The following is a 17,235-nucleotide window of genomic DNA, read 5'->3' on the forward strand; positions in this document are numbered from 1 at the left end:
CCTTCTTACAAATTGATCACGACAAGCTTTTCATCTGTCATTTCCTGAATAGCAAAATGAGGACCTTCTTTACCAATTCCACTGTCCTTTACACCACCATAGGGCATAACATCAGCGCGATATGTAGACACATCATTGATAATGACCCCGCCAAAATGGAGCTCCCTTGTGGCTCGCATCGCTAAATGGAGATCGGATGTAAACAGACCAGCCTGCAAGCCAAATGCCGAATGATTCGCTTGTTCGAATGCCTTTTCAATTTGGTCAAAAGGAATAATGCTTATGACAGGTGCAAAAACCTCTTCACATACCACCTTCATCTTTTCAGTGACATCTACTAAAATGGTTGGTTTAAGAATAGCCCCTTGCCTTTCCCCGCCGTATATCACTTTTGCCCCCTGTTGAACGGCTTCCTGAATCCATTCTTCTGCTCTTCTTGCTTCTTTTTCTGATATCATCGGCCCTATATCGGTCGCAGAATCGGCAGGATCCCCAATCTTCAAAGACTCGGCAACTTTTATAGCTTTTGCTATAAATGAATGATAAATGTCACGATGGACATAGACGCGTTGTACGGAAATACAGGCCTGTCCTGCATTTGAAAAACCCCTCGTAATACATAAATCTGCAGCTCTGTCGATATCAGATACATCTTTGTGAATAATATTGGGTGAATTGTTACCTAGCTCCAATGTAACCTTTCGGATTCCCGTCTTACTTTTAATTTGACGCCCAACGGCTGCACTGCCTGTAAATGTATACATTGCAATGCGCTCATCTTCTAAAAGATATTGACCCGTTTCTTGGCCACGTCCGTTGACAACATTCAGAAACCCTGCTGGTAATCCAGCTTCTGATAGTATTTCTGTAATCTTGCACACAATAAGGGGAGTTACTTCAGCCGGTTTTAAAACTACTGTGTTTCCTGCGGCAATCGCTGGTGCAACTTTATGTAAAGTTAGATTAAATGGAAAGTTAAACGGTGTTATAGCTCCAATAACCCCTACCGGAACACGTATCGTATACGCCATTTTATTTTCATTTCCCGGCTGCCCTAAAGGCACCCCGTTGCCAGCAATCCGTTTAGCTTCTTCAGCAGAAGTAATCAGCGTTTGAATTCCTCTATCGATTTCCCCCCGGGCATCTTTTAATACTTTGCCTACTTCACTTACAAGAATCATAGCCAGTTCTTCTTTTCTCTCTCTTACTATTTCTGCAGCCCGCATTAAAATCTCATATCTTTGATTGGAATCCAGTTTCTTTGTCTGAAAAGTATGTAATGCATTAGTAACAGCTTCAGTAACTGTCTTTCTGGATGCACTGCCGATCCGTGAAATCTCTTCATACGTATATTTGTTAACGACAGGGATTGTATTTTGATCAGTAATCCATTCTCCATTTATAAAATGTCCAAAAAATGCGCTTGATGTATTTATTGTTGTTCTCACTTCCATTCCTCCTAGAAGACGTATTTTAATAATAAAGCGCTTTCAAATAACATGTAATTTAATTACCATCAATCTGCTGCTCCATCAGGACAATAAATCACATGTTCATTTCTTTTTCTTACTGAAGATGATTTCATCCTAAATAATATATTATTTTTTAAGAATATATCACATAATATATTATTTTGTAAATATTCAAAATAAGAAAAAATAGTATAAATTAAGTTGAACTTTTAAAAATCCTGGTTTAATCAAGTTTTACAAAGATGCGGTATTATATTTCTAAATTATTTTTTATTCCCTTGAATGAAATTAGACGAAAAATAATATATAATTTTTATGAATAATATATTACTTTGCTGTGACACATTACAAAATGTTAATCTTGATATAATGAAAATGTAGTAAGATAGGAGACTTTCAATGATAAGAGAGAAAGAACGAGGAGAGACAACGGAATATGTCTATAATTTGTTAAAAGAGAGAATTTTCGATTGGAGTTTATCCCCTGGAGAAAAAATAAACATTAGAAATTTAACTCGGGAAATTAGTATTAGCGCCATACCTTTAAGAGAAGCATTGTCCCGCCTTCATTCCGAAAAATTAGTCGTTTTAGAACCATATAAAGGGTATCGGGTCAGTGATATCCTAGATGACGAAAACATGTCCAAAATGCTAGAAGCACGTGTTTTGATGGAGACTTATGCCATCCAAAACATTATCCGAACCAATAATTTGTCCGTAGCGGAAGAAATGACAAGGCTAACTGAACAAATGTTTTCAATCCATTCGGACACACCCAATAAGAAAATACTCGACTTCACGCATTTAGATCAACAATTTCATATTGCCTTGATGGAAGCTGGCGGAAACAATTTTCTGTGCAAAGCATATGAAGGCTTGCATTGCCATCTTCATATCGGCCGTTTTTATCATGTAAGAGGTGAGGTTGACCAACGGGAGGCCCCTTCTGAACATTTGGAAATTATCGAAGCCATTCGAACGCGGGATGTTTTAAGAGCAGAAAATGCTGTTTCCACCCATATTCAGGATTCTATAAAACGGTTATTGAGAAAAGAGTAATTGAGATAGGGGGAGGCGCCTAGCCTCATATCCCCTCACACCACCGTACGTGCGGTTCCGTCTACGGCGGTTCCTGTTAGTTAGGTCTGACGCAGAAAGTCATATCTTGCAGTCAAGCTCCCTTTCGATATGTATCGTGCAAGATAGCCACAATTTGGTGATTCAGGGACCATTACTACGGGGATTTGCTTTGGAATAGTGGTCGGTAACTTCCGCTCCCTCAACTGGTACTCCGTTTTTGGTTTGCTGAAGGCGTACGTGTGTCATGCCCAGCTTATCAGTTTCGATTTGCTTTTGTTTGAATGAAAAGAGAAGAAAAAATAGACTGACATTGCTATTTTGTATATTGGTATTAAGGCTTTGTGAGCAAAACAAAAAAGAGCCAAATCCACATAGGGACTTGGCTACTCAATGAGGGTATTTCATTAGGGGGTGTGTCAAAATCTTGTTCCCAACGATTATAGATTTATCTTACCATAGCACATTAATAAGTCAACGCTTTTATGCGCTAAAATAAAAAATGGTAAGAACGTCTCGATTGACCATCCTTCAACCGTTAAAATGTTACTAAAGCATAGTCATATTTTCGCTTTAAATATTCTTTGCATTCGGTGATAAAAAGGTACCTGTGTACCTACCAAAAATGATTACGGGCTCCCGTTCTCTGATTAGATGGAAAAGAACTTCATAGTTTAATAATCCTTTCCCCAATTCAATAGCATTCTGGCTTGTGATTCAACTGGATCCGGACTGTTATCAAATTGTCCATCAGCTGCTCCTCAAGAAATGATCATCAAAGATACAGGTCTCAGTCTCCAAAGAACACAAAATCTTGTAGTTATCAGTATGGTAAGTAAAACAAGAACGAAAGAACAAAAAGAAAGGCTGTATTCTTGACTGGCGGAGCGGCTTCAAAAGGAAGTCGGCATCTCCCCGCAAGATCTTATGTTTTCGGTTACAGAAAATGGAGCGGCCGAATGGAGTTTTGGTCGTGAGGCTCAATTTCTTACAGGTAAATTTGACGAAAAAAGGCTTCTGTTTTTTATTTATGTACGACTAATGAGATTATGTCGATTACTAATGTCGTGATCTTTGTTATTCAGAAACTATTTACGTTTAAAAGGAAGGATTGAGAGGTAAAAGTAAAGATGGTTAAAAAGACTTATAAGGTTCTTCCTATGCCAATTACCTGTAATTGGTTTTTAACATGTCCCTACTATAAAATTCGTGAGAAAGGAGAAATAAAAAATCAACGAAATGGGATCTATTTGTATGTTCTTTTACATGTTTTCATTTCATTTAAAGCATCCTAAAATGAAATGACAAAGAACATTCTCGATGATATAAACATCAAAAGTTGGAGGGAGAATTATCAGTGAAACTGTATCAAGTAAGAAAAGGCCAGTTTGTCTACTTTAACAATGAATTACACAGGGTTTATGGAGTAAAACACATGTATAAGCAATCCGTTCATCTCATACGGCTTAGAGATTTAACACAACACTTAACCAATGCCGTCAGTGTGGAGAAATACAAGCCTAAGGAACTGGACAGTTTTATCTTTAACCATAAGGAGTATACGCTCAGAAGTAATCAAAAAGCACAAGTAGGGGATTTTGTTCTGATTCACAATCCAATGCCTGATTCCCTCGATACATATTCTCTAAATGAAATTGATGAGGTAGAAACAGTGGATACTAAAGGTGTCATGACTAGTAGATCACACGGCATTAAACATAATGAATACATGCTGATGGTACCCGGACGTTCAAATAACAGCCATGCCATTGATTATCAGGATATGAACCGTGTACCAGACCACTTACAGGATACTCAGTTCTCTCAGCCAAAAGAAGAAATTCTGCCAACACTTGGAGATATTTACAGAAAGCACGACAGTAACGAACCTTATGAGGCTATGGTCATAGCAATAACTGGTTCAACGGTTTTCCTGGGAAACGGTTTGCAGCTATCTCAGAAAGAACTGATGAACACAGATCAGTGGGAACTACTTTATAATCTACTTGATAACTAACTCTATTTTGAATGCAGTTTACATGTTTCAGACATTTTATTAGGAGGATTCTATGGACAGAAAAAACACCGGAAATAGTGTTTTTATTATTTCAATACTCATTACATTGATTTTTATTATCTGGGGCGTGTTTTTTACAGATAATCTCGCCAAAGTTACCAATGCTATTTATAATGGTTCCATTGATTATCTAGGTTGGTTCTATCTTGGTGCCACGTTATTCTTTGTTATCTTTTCCGTTTATTTATTGCTGTCAAAGTATGGAGATATCCGTCTTGGCAAAAAAACAGACAGGCCAGATTTTAACACAGCGTCCTGGCTCGCCATGTTATTCGGTGCAGGGATGGGAATCGGAATTGTGTACTGGAGTGTGGCTGAACCGATTACGCACTACACTGCCCCGCCTTACGGAAAAGGATATACGGTCGACGCAGCAAATACAGCAATGAAGTTCACATTTTTCCACTGGGGTTTAGACCCCTGGGCTATTTATACTGTAATTGGTTTGGCTCTGGCCTTTTTTCAATACAACAAACGGCTTCCTGCCGCGATTAGTTCGGCATTTCATCCAATATTGGGTGACAAAATTTATGGGCCGATCGGTAAGACCATTGATATTTTATCCATTTTTGCCACAGTTTTTGGAATCGCGACGTCTTTAGGTCTGGGGGCGATGCAGGTTACTGCAGGCATGCATGACATATTTGGCGTTCCCAACGGATTAGTTGTGCAGCTCATCGTGATTGCGGTCGCTACCGTCCTTTTTATCATATCGATCAATACAGGCTTAGAAAAAGGGATTCAATATTTATCGAATACAGCTATGATCTTATCTTTCGCTATAATGCTTATGATTTTGGTTGTTGGTCCGACCTTGACCATATTTAAAGTTCTTTTTAACACCACGGGTATCTACTTAAGTGACTTTATACACATGAGTTTACGATTAGAACCTTTTGGTGAAGGAAAATGGATTGCATCCTGGACATTATTTTATTGGGCATGGTGGATTGCCTGGGCACCTTTTGTGGGTATGTTTATTGCCCGTGTTTCAAAAGGACGAACGGTCCGGGAATTTGTTATTGGAGTGTTAGTCGTGCCCACCCTGGGCACATTTCTCTGGATGTCCATCTTTGGAGGCTCAGCTCTTGAACTTGTCCAAAAGCAAGATAATCATCATCTGGCAAACTTTATTACAAAAAATGTGTCGTTGTCGATCTTTACATTCTTTGATTATCTCCCATTAAGCTCAGTACTCAGCATTTTAGGGTTCGCAGTGGTAGCCATTTATTATATTACAGTTGCAGATACGGCCACCTTTGTCCTGGGCATGCTTAGCGAGGGCGGAACATTAAATCCATCAAATAAAATTAAAGTAATTTGGGGCGTGATTCAATCGGCCGTAGCTGCTGTATTACTGTTGGCGGGTGGATTAAACGTATTGCAAACCGCCTCTATTGCAGCTGCCCTCCCTTTTGCTGTCATCATGGTGGTCATGTGCTACTCGTTATTGAAGGGGCTAAAAAGTGAAGTTAAAGTACAGCGAGGAAGTAAAGGCAGAGCCCCTTTTCAGCCTTAACATTCTTTAAAAACGAAAGGCTGCCCCGATTCATCGGGGCAGCCTTTTTTATTAGTCCTGCAGTTTGAAAAAAGTGCCATTGTCGAGGAGTATTGATTTGTTTTGAAGATGTCCTTGCATATAGACAACTTGAATTCATTACTTTAGATGTGCTTTTTAACTATGTCTTTCACTTTATTAATACCCTTCCATACATCCCCTGGTTCGTCATAAACTAATGTTAAAGGTCCACTGTAATCAGCGTCCCTTAGTAGAGCTAAACAGTTTTCTAATTCTTCCTTGTCAACTTCGCCATCTTGTGTGGTGAGAGCCTTTACATGGACAGATTTACTTTTAGGAAGAGTTTCCTTTAAAGAGTCCAATTTGTTAGGACCAGAGAAGTTCCCGAAGTCACTTATTAAGCCGGTAAGGTCAGTATGTTCAAGTAAATACAAACAATTTTCTGATGTAGACGCTAACGACCGAAAATTTTCGGTTAAGACCCCAACACCTTTTTTCTTTGCGTATACGCATAGCTCAGTAAACTGGACCGAAGCACGTTGTAAAGCTACTATATCTTCTGGACTTGATTCCCCGCTAACAACTCGTACATTTTCAGCCCCAGCTATTGAAGCAACATCAATCCAACTTTTGATAAAATCCATATCCTTCTCTCTTCGGACGGGATCTGAAGTGGATATATCACCATAATCAATCAAGAGAGTATAAAACCTTATGCCACTCTTTTTTATGGATTGACATAATTTTTGTAAATAATCTAGTTCAGTAGAATGGAAATGTGCATGTACAATTTCTACTGCTTGGAATCCTTTTTCAGACAGGATGCCTGGCAGATCTACTAGTTTAAGATTTAACGGTTGTTCCTCAACTTCTGTCACAATTTCTTTTTTATCATGATCCCATTTTGACCAAGATAAAGGACCTAAATGTCTGTGTAAGCTCCAAGATGTTAATGATAAATAGCTCATATATTCGATGTCCTCTCTTAGAAATTCATAGATTGTAAATTTAGTTTTATATTCTTTGGGAGCAAGAATCACACTTTCGTAATATCCATCAACCGTCGTCCGAGGCGTGGCCCAACCAACGCTTCGCCCCATTCCGGATCAGGAATACCAAATACACTCAATTCATCAATCTGCGAATGCTTCACCATACTTCTTCCACTTCACGCGGATAAATTTTGTTGCCTCCACTTCCACTGATGATCATGTCTATTATGCAGTAATCTCACATAATCATCATTCCTTATCAGATTATTCAGCTATTAAATTATCTTCTATAATAGACTTTAAAAAGCAACTTCAGAGAAGCTGCTTATAATTCCGTCATATACCTTTTTTTCTTTCTAAAATACGCCCACTCCCGGAACCCGATCTCCTTTAACCGCTTCTGGACTTCTTCAAATTCATCGCCGACTCGCTTCGGGGTATGAGCATCAGAGCCGAACGTCACGGCTACACCATGGAACAGGGCACGTTCAAGTAGCTCATCTGCGGGATACCATCCTCCGCAGTCTTTGTTCTTTCCGGATGTATTAATTTCTATGGCAATTTCATACTGCGAGATGGTTTTCAACGTTTTATCGACGGCCTCGGTCTGAATTGTGGAAAAAGCAGGATAGTAACCTTTCATGGCATCGATATGGCCGAGGATCTGAAAAATCCCGCTTTTGGCCGATTGCCCGATCAAATCATAGTAGGTTTCTTTCGTTTCCTGCTTTTGTTTTTCGGTTAACCCCTCCCAGCGGTTTCTTTTAAAAATACTTAGTCCGCTCACATGATGCACCGATCCGATAATGTAATCTAGCGGAAATTGCTCATAGTATTGCTGGTACATCTCGGCATGCTCGGGAAAAAAGTCCGATTCCACACCCAATAGTACTTCAATTTTCCCCTGGTACTCTTCCTTGAGCTGAAGAACCTCCTTGATGTATTGGGGAAAGTGGCTTTTGGCCATCGCAATACCTGGAAAGAGATGGTCTTCTTCACTGTACAGATAAGGTGAATGGTCAGAGATTCCGATCATGTCCAAATGGTTTTCAATTGCGGCCTCAATGTATGCGCGAATGCAATCTTCCGCATGGCCACATCGGTCATGGTGAGTATGATAGTCAAATTTCATGTAAAACCACCTCTTTTAAAATTAAAGTCTAGTATCTTATTTTTTGATGGAAGTATAAACTAGATTGGCGATTTCCTTTGAAAGCGGACCTGTACTTGGATAACTCCCACTTGGAAGTGGTCCGTTATTCTGCTTGTTGGTCAGTACGATAATCTGCAGGTTATATGCCGGATCAAAAATAACCTGTGTGCCGGTAAAGCCGGTATGTCCGAACGCTTTGGAAGAGTAATAGTCTCCCATGTACCAGTTTTTAGCCTTTTCCCAGCCATAACCCTGTCCAAATGCATGCTCCGAAGTGAAGTTTTGAATGGTTTTTGCCCCATACACCTTTTCCTTCCCATAAGAACCGCCGTTCAGCATCATTTGGCCGATGACGGCTAAATCCCTTGCTGTAGAAAACAGTCCTGCATGGCCAGCAACTCCTCCATTGGCATAAAAACTGTTGCCATCATTCACTTCTCCTACCAGCGTGTAATGCCGCCAGCCAGGAAACATGTTCGGATCCTCTTCTACATAATAGCCGAAATCGGGATCGTCTATCATTTTATATTCGTAAGGATTTCCCCAAGAAGTGGCAGCGATCTTGTGCCCCAGACTGGCATCAGGGGTAAACATCGTATTTTTTAGTTTCAGTGGCTGGTAGATTTGTTTTTCCAGATAGACATCAAGTGGCCGGTGGGTGATTTTTTCGATGACAAAGCCAAGGGTCATAAAACTAAAATCACTGTAAACGCGCTTAGTGCCTGTCGGGTATTCCAGGGGTAAGTTGTTGATGATCTCCAACACTTGCTTTGGATTTCTGGCATATAAGTAAGTTGGTTTCCAAGGGGTTAATCCGGAAGTATGTGTAAGTAAATCGGCAGTCGTCACATGCTCTTTTCCATTTTGTCCGAAATCAGGGATATACTTTACAACCGGGTCGGAGAGCTTCAGCTTTTTTTCATTTACAAGCTTCATGATGCCTTGTGTGGTACCCATTACTTTGGTTATAGAAGCCAAATCAAAAAGCGTGTTCTTTTTCATTTTACGGGGATGGGGGAGCAGAACGCCCATGTCATATTTTTGTGCATCTCCGTATGCAGTTTCTTTTACGATTTTCCCATTTCTCGCGACCAAGACGACAGCGCCAGGCGTCATTCCGGTTTGGATCGCCTGCTTGGCCACCCCGTCAATTTTCCCTAACGTCGTGGAACTCATTCCTACCGATTCAGCATGACCGTATGTTAATTTTGTCGCTTGAGCAGACGCCTCCGCTCCGACAGGTATTGCAGCAGTAATCAAACAAAACGCCATAAAAGTACTCAACCATTTCTTCAACACAATCACTCCTTTACCCTTTTATTTTTTTCACATCCCTCTCCGCTGAAAGTGAACCACCTCCGGGTTATGAGAATTTGTTCGTTGAATAAAAGCCACATGGGACCTCGTGACAAAAATCTGTGACCGAAAGGCATAGATTACTGAATCTCCAACATTCATTCCATCGTTTTTCTCAAGGCTTCCATAATAATCGATATTTTCGTAAGACGGAGGCTGCACGCTTGTTTCTTGTTTCAATAGACGTTGAGGGGTATTTCCAAAAAACGCTTTTTCCATATTGGACCTTGCGTAAAAGCCTCCAGCAATCGTATAAGCCGCGTAATCATCCATATGGGAAATTTCTGAAACATAAACCAGGCATGGGGTTTCTTGCAGTGATGATGTATAAGCATGAAGCGGTGTGGTTCCGGTCATGGCATGCCCCGGCTCTCCATGGGTAATACCATGTTCTTTTAAAAAAGGGATTGTAAAGCAGCTTGTTGAACCCGGCGCATTAATATGTGTCACCCTCACCCCCTGATCCTCCATGATCTCTCTCGCTTTTTTTAACGTTTCGAGGTTCATTGTAAAATCAAAACCGGTTTGACCTTTGTTTAGCTGCAGAACCGGAAAGCTGGTCAAGCCGATCACGTTTATTCCTGGAAGCTTGAGCAATTCAGGGACAGCAGCATTTATTGTGTTAAGGGGAAACCCTCCATGCTGGCCTGGATACAACACATCGTGTTCACTGATAACACGGAGTATCACATTCTGCGATTTTCCAAGAGACAAAGCGGCCTCAGACAGCTGTTCTGCCCGCTCCAAGGAAAAAAGGGTGATCACTTCCGGGCAGATTTTGGTGAGAACTTCCTTCCACTGCTTGTTTCCCGGCTGAACCAAATGCCCGACGTTTCCGATTTGGCAGCCTGCTTTCTTCAAATTAAAAGCCTCATCGATATCCACAGCAACTGCTTTTGAAATGCCGTTCTTTTCAATGACCTGTCCAATATAACCGCTTCGCCCGATTTGTTTTGTCATGTAATACAATTGCAAATCATGCTCTTTGGCACACCGGGAGAGACTTTGAACATTGCGGCAAAAGGAATCGAGGTCAATCACATACGTATTGGGCGGAATGGACCCGTTTTGATGAAGGGCTGCAGCTGCTTTGACTAATGCCGGGTTTCTCTTTTTCATCATGTCTGTAAACATCGTCGGGAGCTCCTTATGATATGTCATCCATTATCTTGTTAAGTATCGTTAGCACGGTTAGTGCTGAAGCTTTCATCGGATTGACGCGGAGACCAAATTCCTTTAACCGCGGCTGATGCTCAAGGAAACTGCCGGATACCCGGTAAATCATGGGCAACAGTTCATATTTCGATTCAGCGCCAACCGGGTAGGTCGCTGCACCATGGCAGCTTGCGTTTTCAATTACTTTTTGGGCAATGGGCTTCTTCAGCTCTACGATCACATTTTTTGACTGGGAATTGGTGATATATGCCTCTTTTACGAAGGGGACCTCTCCTTTATTTAGTCTTTCGCACAAATCTTCCACCTGTTCATTTTGAATGGCCAGCATAACAGGTGCCATCGTCATGGCGCGCAGCAATTCATGGCCTTCATGCCCTTGAACCTGTCCCCCTCCTGAATAATTGCGCTTATGGAGTGTTTCGATGAAATCTTTCGTTCCCAAAATGACTCCAATTCCTTCTGGCCCCAGAACTTTAAAACCGGAAAAGGTGGAAACATGAGCCCCATATTCAACGCCTATTCCTTTCATTTTTAAAGCGCAATAATTATCATCGACAATGATCATTACATCCGGCCGGAGATCCTTGACTTGAGAAATCACTTCCTGAATCCGATAAGTGTCTGTTGGCTGCTGCCTTGCATGCTGAACATAAAATACCTTGATTTCTGTATGTTTCTGTAAGGCTTTAATCAGTTGCTCCTTGTGGTTGTAATTTACCGGTTTCTGCACTAACCCCATCAGGCGAAAGGTTTCCCTTGTGGTCATGTACATCGGTGCATCATGGACAAAAATGGAATCCCCCGGCTCAGCTAAAATACTTAACGCTAACCGGATGGCACCGGTGCCGCTTCCTCTTACCAGTGCACACGCTTCACTGCCAAATACACTGGCGATTACTTTTTCCGCCTTTGCTGTCGTTTGCGGCCGGTGATGGTCGGGATGCAACCCGACATCGCCGAGGGTAAAAAATGAATTGTGGTGAAAGACTTTGGTCATCTCTTCTACCAATCGAAACTGCAGTTCCTTTGCTTCTTCCAGTGTTCGGTTCTCCAACATAGATTCCGCATATTTAAGTCGCACCCTGTTCACCCCCTCTCCTTAATGCTGAACGCCTTTTTCGGATTTTCCTTCAACAGCTTCTCGATGACCGCTTCTGTCACTCCCTGTTTTTTCAAGGCAGGAACAAACGACCGGAGAACAACATCATACCCATGTCCGCCGGAAGAACGCAGATGGGATTTTCTCGTTAGATCACTGGAAAGCAGCAGTTGGTCTTCATATCCCTCTTCCAAAAAAAGAAGCAGGGCATTCAAGCGATCCTGATCCGATCGGTAATTCTCTTTACCGATCGTGTCGAGAGCGACATATGCCCCGCTTTTCAATACGTCCAAAACGACTCCGTTATCCTGGTTTAAGTCCTGATGTCCGATGATGACCTGATGAAGCGGTAATGCTTCTGTTATAAACAAATCGATCTGTTCGGCAGCGCACGTTCCCAGAGTGGTATGGGTGGAGAGAGTCAAACCCGTCTGACGGGCTGCCTCTATAGCTCCATGGAATAATTCTGTTTCAATGGGTTTAAATTCATTGAAACTGCTACCAATCTCACCAATGACCCCTGGCTTGATGCCTGTTCCAGCAATACCGTAACAAATTTCATCTACCATCCACTCAGCAAACTGATCACGGGTCCATTGCTGTTTATCTTCTGGGATAAAAGGATCCTTATAACAGCCTGTACTTGCGACAATGTGCAGATCGAGCGTGGTGCTCAATTGTTTCAGGATCTCTGGGTTCCTGCCCATTCCATCATTCGTGACCTCGATCACCGTCCGGCCGCCGAGCACTTTAAATTGTTCCAAGTCTTCGGCGACTAACTTTTCTTCCTGCAAACAGCAATCCTTGTCGTTTTTGATATGACTTAAATCCACATACAGATGTTCATGACAGGCACAGATACCCAATTCATCTGGCTCGATCAGACCTTTCACGGTTTGTATAAGCATGTATTCTCCTCCTTAGCCTGCAGGCGGTGTGTACAATCCAATCCACACGAGAATATTTCCGAGAATCCCCACGGCGATAGCCCCGATTGGACCTACAGCCATGCGGACAATCGGCCGGCCGGCCGCCTCGTTGAGCAAATAGAGCCCGGCAATCGCAAAAAAACCGAGTCCTGGAACAATGGCGTTGGCCGCGTTCGCACCGCCGATCAGCAAAGCCACTTCAAGCACCCGTGTCATGGCGGTACGAATGTTTTCGCCGGATTCACGAATACCCGGGTAGCGGTCAAGCACTTTGGCTAACTGTGTCAGCAGCATTACTTCGGCAAAGATAATAACTGCCCCCAGAATGGCGGCGAGGAAAGGGTTAGGTGAAAAAATACCTGCGCCAAAAACAAAGGTAAATCCAACAGGGCCATAAACCCCTGTTGCAATGGCGGTACTTGCGATTAACGGGACGAATCCAATCGCTTTAGCGAGTGAAGCAATACCGCCTTCGGAAATCTTACCGTCAGAAAGCAGGTTAAGAGAAATAGGATCTCCTGCAATCATAAGCTGATTGGTTGCAACGGCCACGAGCGCGCCACTGATCATTAATACCCAGGAGTATTTCCTGATTTTTGCGACCCGTTCGGTAAACAACGAGGCAAGTATGGAAAGGTTCTGGTCTTCGGATTTTTCCCTTATGGCAAACGAAAGCAAAAAGACCATTCCTATGATTAAGGCAATACCTTCAGGACTTAATACAACTTGTGTTCCGTTAATCAAAATCAGTTTTTCAATGTTGGCAAAAACAATAAGCTGACGGGCAATGGCTGCTGCGATAAAGGTAAGTACACCTTTCTTGATGCTGAATTGCAAGGCAACAGCAATGGCAGGGAACACCATAAAAGAAACAACCACCGGTTCGCCCACTTTATTGAATCCATCCACGAAATTAAGAGGCAGCATTTTAAACACTTCAACGACCGACTGGAGTCCATAGTAAATGCCAAGTCCATATAGGGCTCCCGCCACACCTGCCAATACGGCATTCACTTTGCTCCGGTTAAACGCCAGACCGATGATATCAGTACCAAGCAAGATACTGTGGATTAAGATAATACTTCCTGCAATCGAGATCGGAATTCCAAACCCGATGACAAGACCAAAGCTCATGGCGAATGCAGTTACTCCCAATTCTTTGCGGCTCATCCGTCCTTCCAGATTTTCTGGTACGATTGGACGGAGACCATCATTAAAAACGGCGATTCCCAAATTTGCCATAACTGCAGCAAGCGCACCGATACAAACCATTAACCCCGCTTCCAGCATGATTTATCCCCCTTATTTATTTGATCTATGTGTATTGTTTCAGTAAGGCTCCCATTACGTATTCCACCGCTTGTTCCTTATGATCTCCTGTAAAACCAAATGCTTTTGCCCCTGATTCCACCGCTTGTTCCACCTGTTCTTTAACCGGCTTTTTACCAGGCATGGAAATGGTGGCACATTTCGGTTTTCCCAATAGAGCAATGGCCATGGCAAGTGCTCCGCCTCCCCCGGTATGGCAGGCTCCGAGGTAATAATCCGCTCCGCCTGATTTAATGAGCATAGCCGCTTCAAGATCCGATTTTATAACAACGTTAACCTGATCTCCTCCCGCTGCCTTGACCAACTGTTGAATTTCCTGCTTTTCCACTTGTCCTCCGATTGCAATCCTCATTTGTCTCCCCCTCTGCTAGGCTGATAGCACATTCACAAAATGCAGGTATAAAAACTCTTTTTCTTCTTCTGGCAAGTTCTGATTTAACAGTTTTTCAATCCAGCCGACACGTCCCCGTGCTTCCTCCATTTTCGGAGATTGATAGACTTCTATCATGATATCCGTTGGCGGCGGGAGCAGCTCCTGCTCTCTTTCTATTCTTGTTAGTGCCATTGCGAGATGTGTAATCAGCATAGTGTACTGGTCCGCTTCATTCTCGCTTACAAATTTCTGAATGGTCTTCCGGCAGATGTCAAAAGCCGTCTCTGTAATGGAATCGCTGCTTTTTAACAACTCCAGGCGTTCCAGCAATCCATTCACTTAAATCCTCCTTTCAAAAACACTTTATTAATATTTAGGGAGATGATCTCCTGTTTGTACCATTTCCTGAATCTGTTTCACCTTTTCTAAATGAACCAGGCTCAGTCCATAAGCTCCCTTTTTATTGTCGTTCCTGGCTACACATACGGCCTCCCCCATATACTCTCCCATCTTTTTAGCTAGGGGCGAAGAAAGCTGCATGGTGTGATAGCGTTCATTATCCACCTCATCCATATTCCAGATGGTGGCGTCGATTGTTTTGGCCTGAATATGCCGAAGCAAATGCATGTAGTTCAGCTCGATGTATTGCACGTTTTTATTCTTAGTCTCTTCTTTAATCAAAACTTGTTGGTCGGTTGAGAACGGGTCAATTCCAATCTTCATCCCGTCTTCAAAGCTTTTGTATTTCCGGTCTGAAAAAATAACCGCATGTTTGGATACATAGGAGTAGCTTCCAAACGAAAGAAGAGTGGAAAGTTCAGGATGCTCTTTCATGGCTTCATTTGCCGAAAACCTGGAAACGATGGCAAAATCGTACCTGCCCTGTACTACCTCCTGGAGCCGGAGTTTTGCTCCCCTCATGAATGCAATACTTAATTCCATTCCTTGCGCCTGACACTCGGAAGAAAGTCCGGATGCGAGGCCTTCATACTTTTTGGAATAAGGTAAAGGCATGATTCCCGTTAATCGCTCCATGCCGCAAAATTTCAAGAGCTGAGGGGTGTTTTTGTACCGTAAAAAAGTCCCCAAATGACCTTTGGCTTGAAGCCGGATACTTCCGCTTTCCTCCAGGTATTTTAGAACCGTCTGGATCGTGCCTCTGCCCACACCGTTCATACTCGCTAAATCACCAATCTTTGGGATGCGATGATCCACTTCAATGAATAAGAAAGATTCTGCTATTTTTTGCAGGATCATTCCTTTTTTTGATAAAAGCCGTTCATTCATTTGTGTTCTACCACGCTTTGTACAAAAATTTGTATTTTCAACATCAACATACCATATGCGAAAGAAGGAGACAATAAATTTTTTGAAAATTTAAAAAAGAGCCATCCCAGCAGGATGCCCCTCGTTCTCTTACTATTTTATAGAATGTTTAATTTCAATACCTCGTTTGCAATGGAAACGACATGTCTAATTTTTTCCCACTGCTGCTCCTCTGTCAGCAGATTTCCTTCCTCTGTGGAAGAAAATCCGCACTGAGGGCTGAGACAGATTTGATCCAGTGGAACATACTGGGAAGCCTCACGAATTCGTTCCTTAATGAGTTTCGGATCTTCCAATTCGCCGAATTTTGATGTAATCAGTCCAAGAACAATCTGTAAATCGGAGCGGTTCACATGCCGAAGAGGTTCGAAGCCGCCGGAACGCTCATCATCAAATTCAAGGAATAACCCGTCCACCTTTAATTTGCCGAAAATGTATTCGGAAGCATTGTCATAGCCTCCGCTTGCCGTATAGCTGGACTTGAAGTTTCCTCGGCAGATGTGCATGGTGATGACCATGTCTTCCGGCTTTTTGGCAATGGATTCATTAATGGCACGTGTAAAACGCTCAAGCAATTCATCGATTGAGTAACCTTTAGCGGCAATCTGTTCCTGACCCTTTTCAGAGAAGAAAACAGCCCAGGCCGTATCGTCAAGCTGCAGATACCGGCAGCCGGCATCATAAAATGCTTGAATGGCTTTCTGGTAAACCGCGATCAGATCGTTAAAAAATTCATCTTTGTCCGGATATACCTTTTCATCAATCGTTCCCCTGAAAAACAGCATGTTGGGGCTGGGGATTGTGAATTTTGCGACATGGTCCCCTGCAAGATCATGAAGGAATTTATAATCTTCAAGCATTGGATGGTCGCTAAAGTCCAGTTTGCCAACGACCTTAATTCCGTGCGCTTTTGTTTGTACACCGTTAAACTGAATGCCGGCGTTAGTTTCGTAAAGTTCTACGCCTTCTAATTGAGACAGAAAATCAAAATGCCACCAGGCACGTCGAAACTCTCCGTCCGTTACGGCCTGCAGCCCTGCTTCTTTTTGTTTTTCCACTAGACGTGTAATTTCTTCATCTTCAATGTTACGAAGCTGCTCTCTCGTAATGTCCCCATTTTGGTGAAGGACACGGGCTTCTTTAATCCGCTCAGGGCGTAAAAAACTCCCTACATGATCGGCTTTGTAAGGTCCTTTTGTTAACGTTGTTGTCAATTGTGACAGCTCCTTGAAATTTTTAACCCTATTATAACCATAAAATTGAGCTATACGCTATGCTTTTGTCTTAATTCATCAAATAATGAAAATTTTTTGTCATAAAAAAGTCTCTCCTTATATGGAGAGACCTATTTTTTCAT

General features: G+C 42.3%; 16 protein-coding genes and 1 pseudogene. 4 read left to right on the plus strand and 13 right to left on the minus strand.

The window, feature by feature from the left end:
- Positions 1-5: 5 nt before the first annotated feature.
- The gene (locus tag AS030_RS08045) at positions 6-1,448 is read right to left on the minus strand and encodes an aldehyde dehydrogenase family protein (protein ID WP_420889638.1); all 1,443 of its coding nucleotides are present in this window, start codon (positions 1,446-1,448) and stop codon (positions 6-8) included.
- 423 nt (positions 1,449-1,871) lie between these two features.
- On the opposite strand from AS030_RS08045, the gene AS030_RS08050 reads away from it, so the two are divergent.
- The gene (locus AS030_RS08050; RefSeq protein ID WP_061970314.1) at positions 1,872-2,531 is read left to right on the plus strand and encodes a GntR family transcriptional regulator; all 660 of its coding nucleotides are present in this window, start codon (positions 1,872-1,874) and stop codon (positions 2,529-2,531) included.
- A gap of 162 nt (positions 2,532-2,693) precedes the next feature.
- Here the strand turns inward: AS030_RS08050 and AS030_RS24540 are convergent, their stop codons facing one another.
- Positions 2,694-2,906, minus strand: a complete 213-nt coding sequence (locus tag AS030_RS24540) for a hypothetical protein (RefSeq protein ID WP_141687041.1) — start codon at positions 2,904-2,906, stop codon at positions 2,694-2,696.
- 373 nt (positions 2,907-3,279) lie between these two features.
- On the opposite strand from AS030_RS24540, the pseudogene AS030_RS22965 reads away from it, so the two are divergent.
- The 3 genes and pseudogenes from AS030_RS22965 to AS030_RS08060 form a co-directional block, all read left to right on the plus strand.
- Positions 3,280-3,548, plus strand: a pseudogene (locus AS030_RS22965) (tautomerase family protein); the annotation flags it as partial.
- Between the two features lie 358 nt (positions 3,549-3,906).
- Complete coding sequence (locus AS030_RS08055; RefSeq protein WP_061970317.1) at positions 3,907-4,566, plus strand: hypothetical protein; 660 nt, start codon at positions 3,907-3,909, stop codon at positions 4,564-4,566.
- 52 nt (positions 4,567-4,618) lie between these two features.
- Positions 4,619-6,145 (plus strand): glycine betaine uptake BCCT transporter, encoded by a 1,527-nt coding sequence (locus AS030_RS08060; protein WP_061970319.1) that lies wholly within the window; start codon positions 4,619-4,621, stop codon positions 6,143-6,145.
- Between the two features lie 143 nt (positions 6,146-6,288).
- On the opposite strand, the gene AS030_RS08065 is transcribed toward AS030_RS08060, so the two are convergent.
- The 11 genes from AS030_RS08065 to AS030_RS08115 all read right to left on the minus strand — a co-directional run bounded on the left by AS030_RS08065 (position 6,289) and on the right by AS030_RS08115 (position 17,092).
- Positions 6,289-7,113 carry a sugar phosphate isomerase/epimerase family protein gene (locus tag AS030_RS08065; RefSeq protein WP_061971638.1) on the minus strand — a complete coding sequence of 275 codons (825 nt, stop codon included), beginning with the start codon at positions 7,111-7,113 and terminating at the stop codon, positions 6,289-6,291.
- Positions 7,114-7,462: 349 nt separating this feature from the next.
- On the minus strand, positions 7,463-8,269 hold the full coding sequence (locus AS030_RS08070; RefSeq protein ID WP_061970321.1) for a histidinol-phosphatase: 807 nt from the start codon (positions 8,267-8,269) through the stop codon (positions 7,463-7,465).
- A 36-nt stretch (positions 8,270-8,305) separates the two neighbouring features.
- Entirely contained in the window at positions 8,306-9,586 is a 1,281-nt protein-coding gene (locus tag AS030_RS08075; RefSeq protein ID WP_240482229.1) for a serine hydrolase, read from the minus strand.
- A gap of 30 nt (positions 9,587-9,616) precedes the next feature.
- Complete coding sequence (locus AS030_RS08080; protein WP_061970323.1) at positions 9,617-10,780, minus strand: alanine racemase; 1,164 nt, start codon at positions 10,778-10,780, stop codon at positions 9,617-9,619.
- 13 nt (positions 10,781-10,793) lie between these two features.
- The gene (locus tag AS030_RS08085; protein WP_240482231.1) at positions 10,794-11,903 is read right to left on the minus strand and encodes an aminotransferase class V-fold PLP-dependent enzyme; all 1,110 of its coding nucleotides are present in this window, start codon (positions 11,901-11,903) and stop codon (positions 10,794-10,796) included.
- Positions 11,904-11,908: 5 nt separating this feature from the next.
- Entirely contained in the window at positions 11,909-12,829 is a 921-nt protein-coding gene (locus tag AS030_RS08090) for a phosphotriesterase family protein (RefSeq protein ID WP_061970326.1), read from the minus strand.
- Between the two features lie 12 nt (positions 12,830-12,841).
- Positions 12,842-14,140, minus strand: a complete 1,299-nt coding sequence (locus AS030_RS08095) for a YhfT family protein (protein ID WP_176716376.1) — start codon at positions 14,138-14,140, stop codon at positions 12,842-12,844.
- 25 nt (positions 14,141-14,165) lie between these two features.
- Positions 14,166-14,531, minus strand: a complete 366-nt coding sequence (locus AS030_RS08100; protein ID WP_061970328.1) for a DUF2620 domain-containing protein — start codon at positions 14,529-14,531, stop codon at positions 14,166-14,168.
- A gap of 15 nt (positions 14,532-14,546) precedes the next feature.
- Positions 14,547-14,891, minus strand: a complete 345-nt coding sequence (locus AS030_RS08105) for a PRD domain-containing protein (protein WP_061970330.1) — start codon at positions 14,889-14,891, stop codon at positions 14,547-14,549.
- A 27-nt stretch (positions 14,892-14,918) separates the two neighbouring features.
- Positions 14,919-15,839: a GntR family transcriptional regulator YhfZ gene (gene yhfZ, locus AS030_RS08110; RefSeq protein ID WP_061970333.1), complete on the minus strand. Its 921-nt coding sequence runs from the start codon at positions 15,837-15,839 to the stop codon at positions 14,919-14,921.
- A gap of 137 nt (positions 15,840-15,976) precedes the next feature.
- Complete coding sequence (locus tag AS030_RS08115) at positions 15,977-17,092, minus strand: 5-methyltetrahydropteroyltriglutamate--homocysteine S-methyltransferase (RefSeq protein ID WP_061970336.1); 1,116 nt, start codon at positions 17,090-17,092, stop codon at positions 15,977-15,979.
- Between the last annotated feature and the right edge of the window lie 143 nt (positions 17,093-17,235).

Origin of the sequence: Fictibacillus enclensis (assembly GCF_001457035.1) — a bacterium.
Classification (GTDB): Bacteria; Bacillota; Bacilli; order Bacillales; family Fictibacillaceae; genus Fictibacillus_C; species Fictibacillus_C enclensis.

Excerpts from the sequence above, each read along its gene's own strand:
- AS030_RS08065 (WP_061971638.1), bottom strand. The coding sequence starts at position 7,113 with ATGAGCTATTTATCATTAACATCTTGGAGCTTACACAGACATTTAGGT.
- yhfZ (WP_061970333.1), bottom strand. The coding sequence starts at position 15,839 with ATGAATGAACGGCTTTTATCAAAAAAAGGAATGATCCTGCAAAAAATA.
- AS030_RS08090 (WP_061970326.1), bottom strand. The coding sequence starts at position 12,829 with ATGCTTATACAAACCGTGAAAGGTCTGATCGAGCCAGATGAATTGGGT.
- AS030_RS08060 (WP_061970319.1), top strand. The coding sequence starts at position 4,619 with ATGGACAGAAAAAACACCGGAAATAGTGTTTTTATTATTTCAATACTC.
- AS030_RS08095 (WP_176716376.1), bottom strand. The coding sequence starts at position 14,140 with ATGCTGGAAGCGGGGTTAATGGTTTGTATCGGTGCGCTTGCTGCAGTT.
- AS030_RS08070 (WP_061970321.1), bottom strand. The coding sequence starts at position 8,269 with ATGAAATTTGACTATCATACTCACCATGACCGATGTGGCCATGCGGAA.
- AS030_RS08080 (WP_061970323.1), bottom strand. The coding sequence starts at position 10,780 with ATGTTTACAGACATGATGAAAAAGAGAAACCCGGCATTAGTCAAAGCA.
- AS030_RS08100 (WP_061970328.1), bottom strand. The coding sequence starts at position 14,531 with ATGAGGATTGCAATCGGAGGACAAGTGGAAAAGCAGGAAATTCAACAG.
- AS030_RS08050 (WP_061970314.1), top strand. The coding sequence starts at position 1,872 with ATGATAAGAGAGAAAGAACGAGGAGAGACAACGGAATATGTCTATAAT.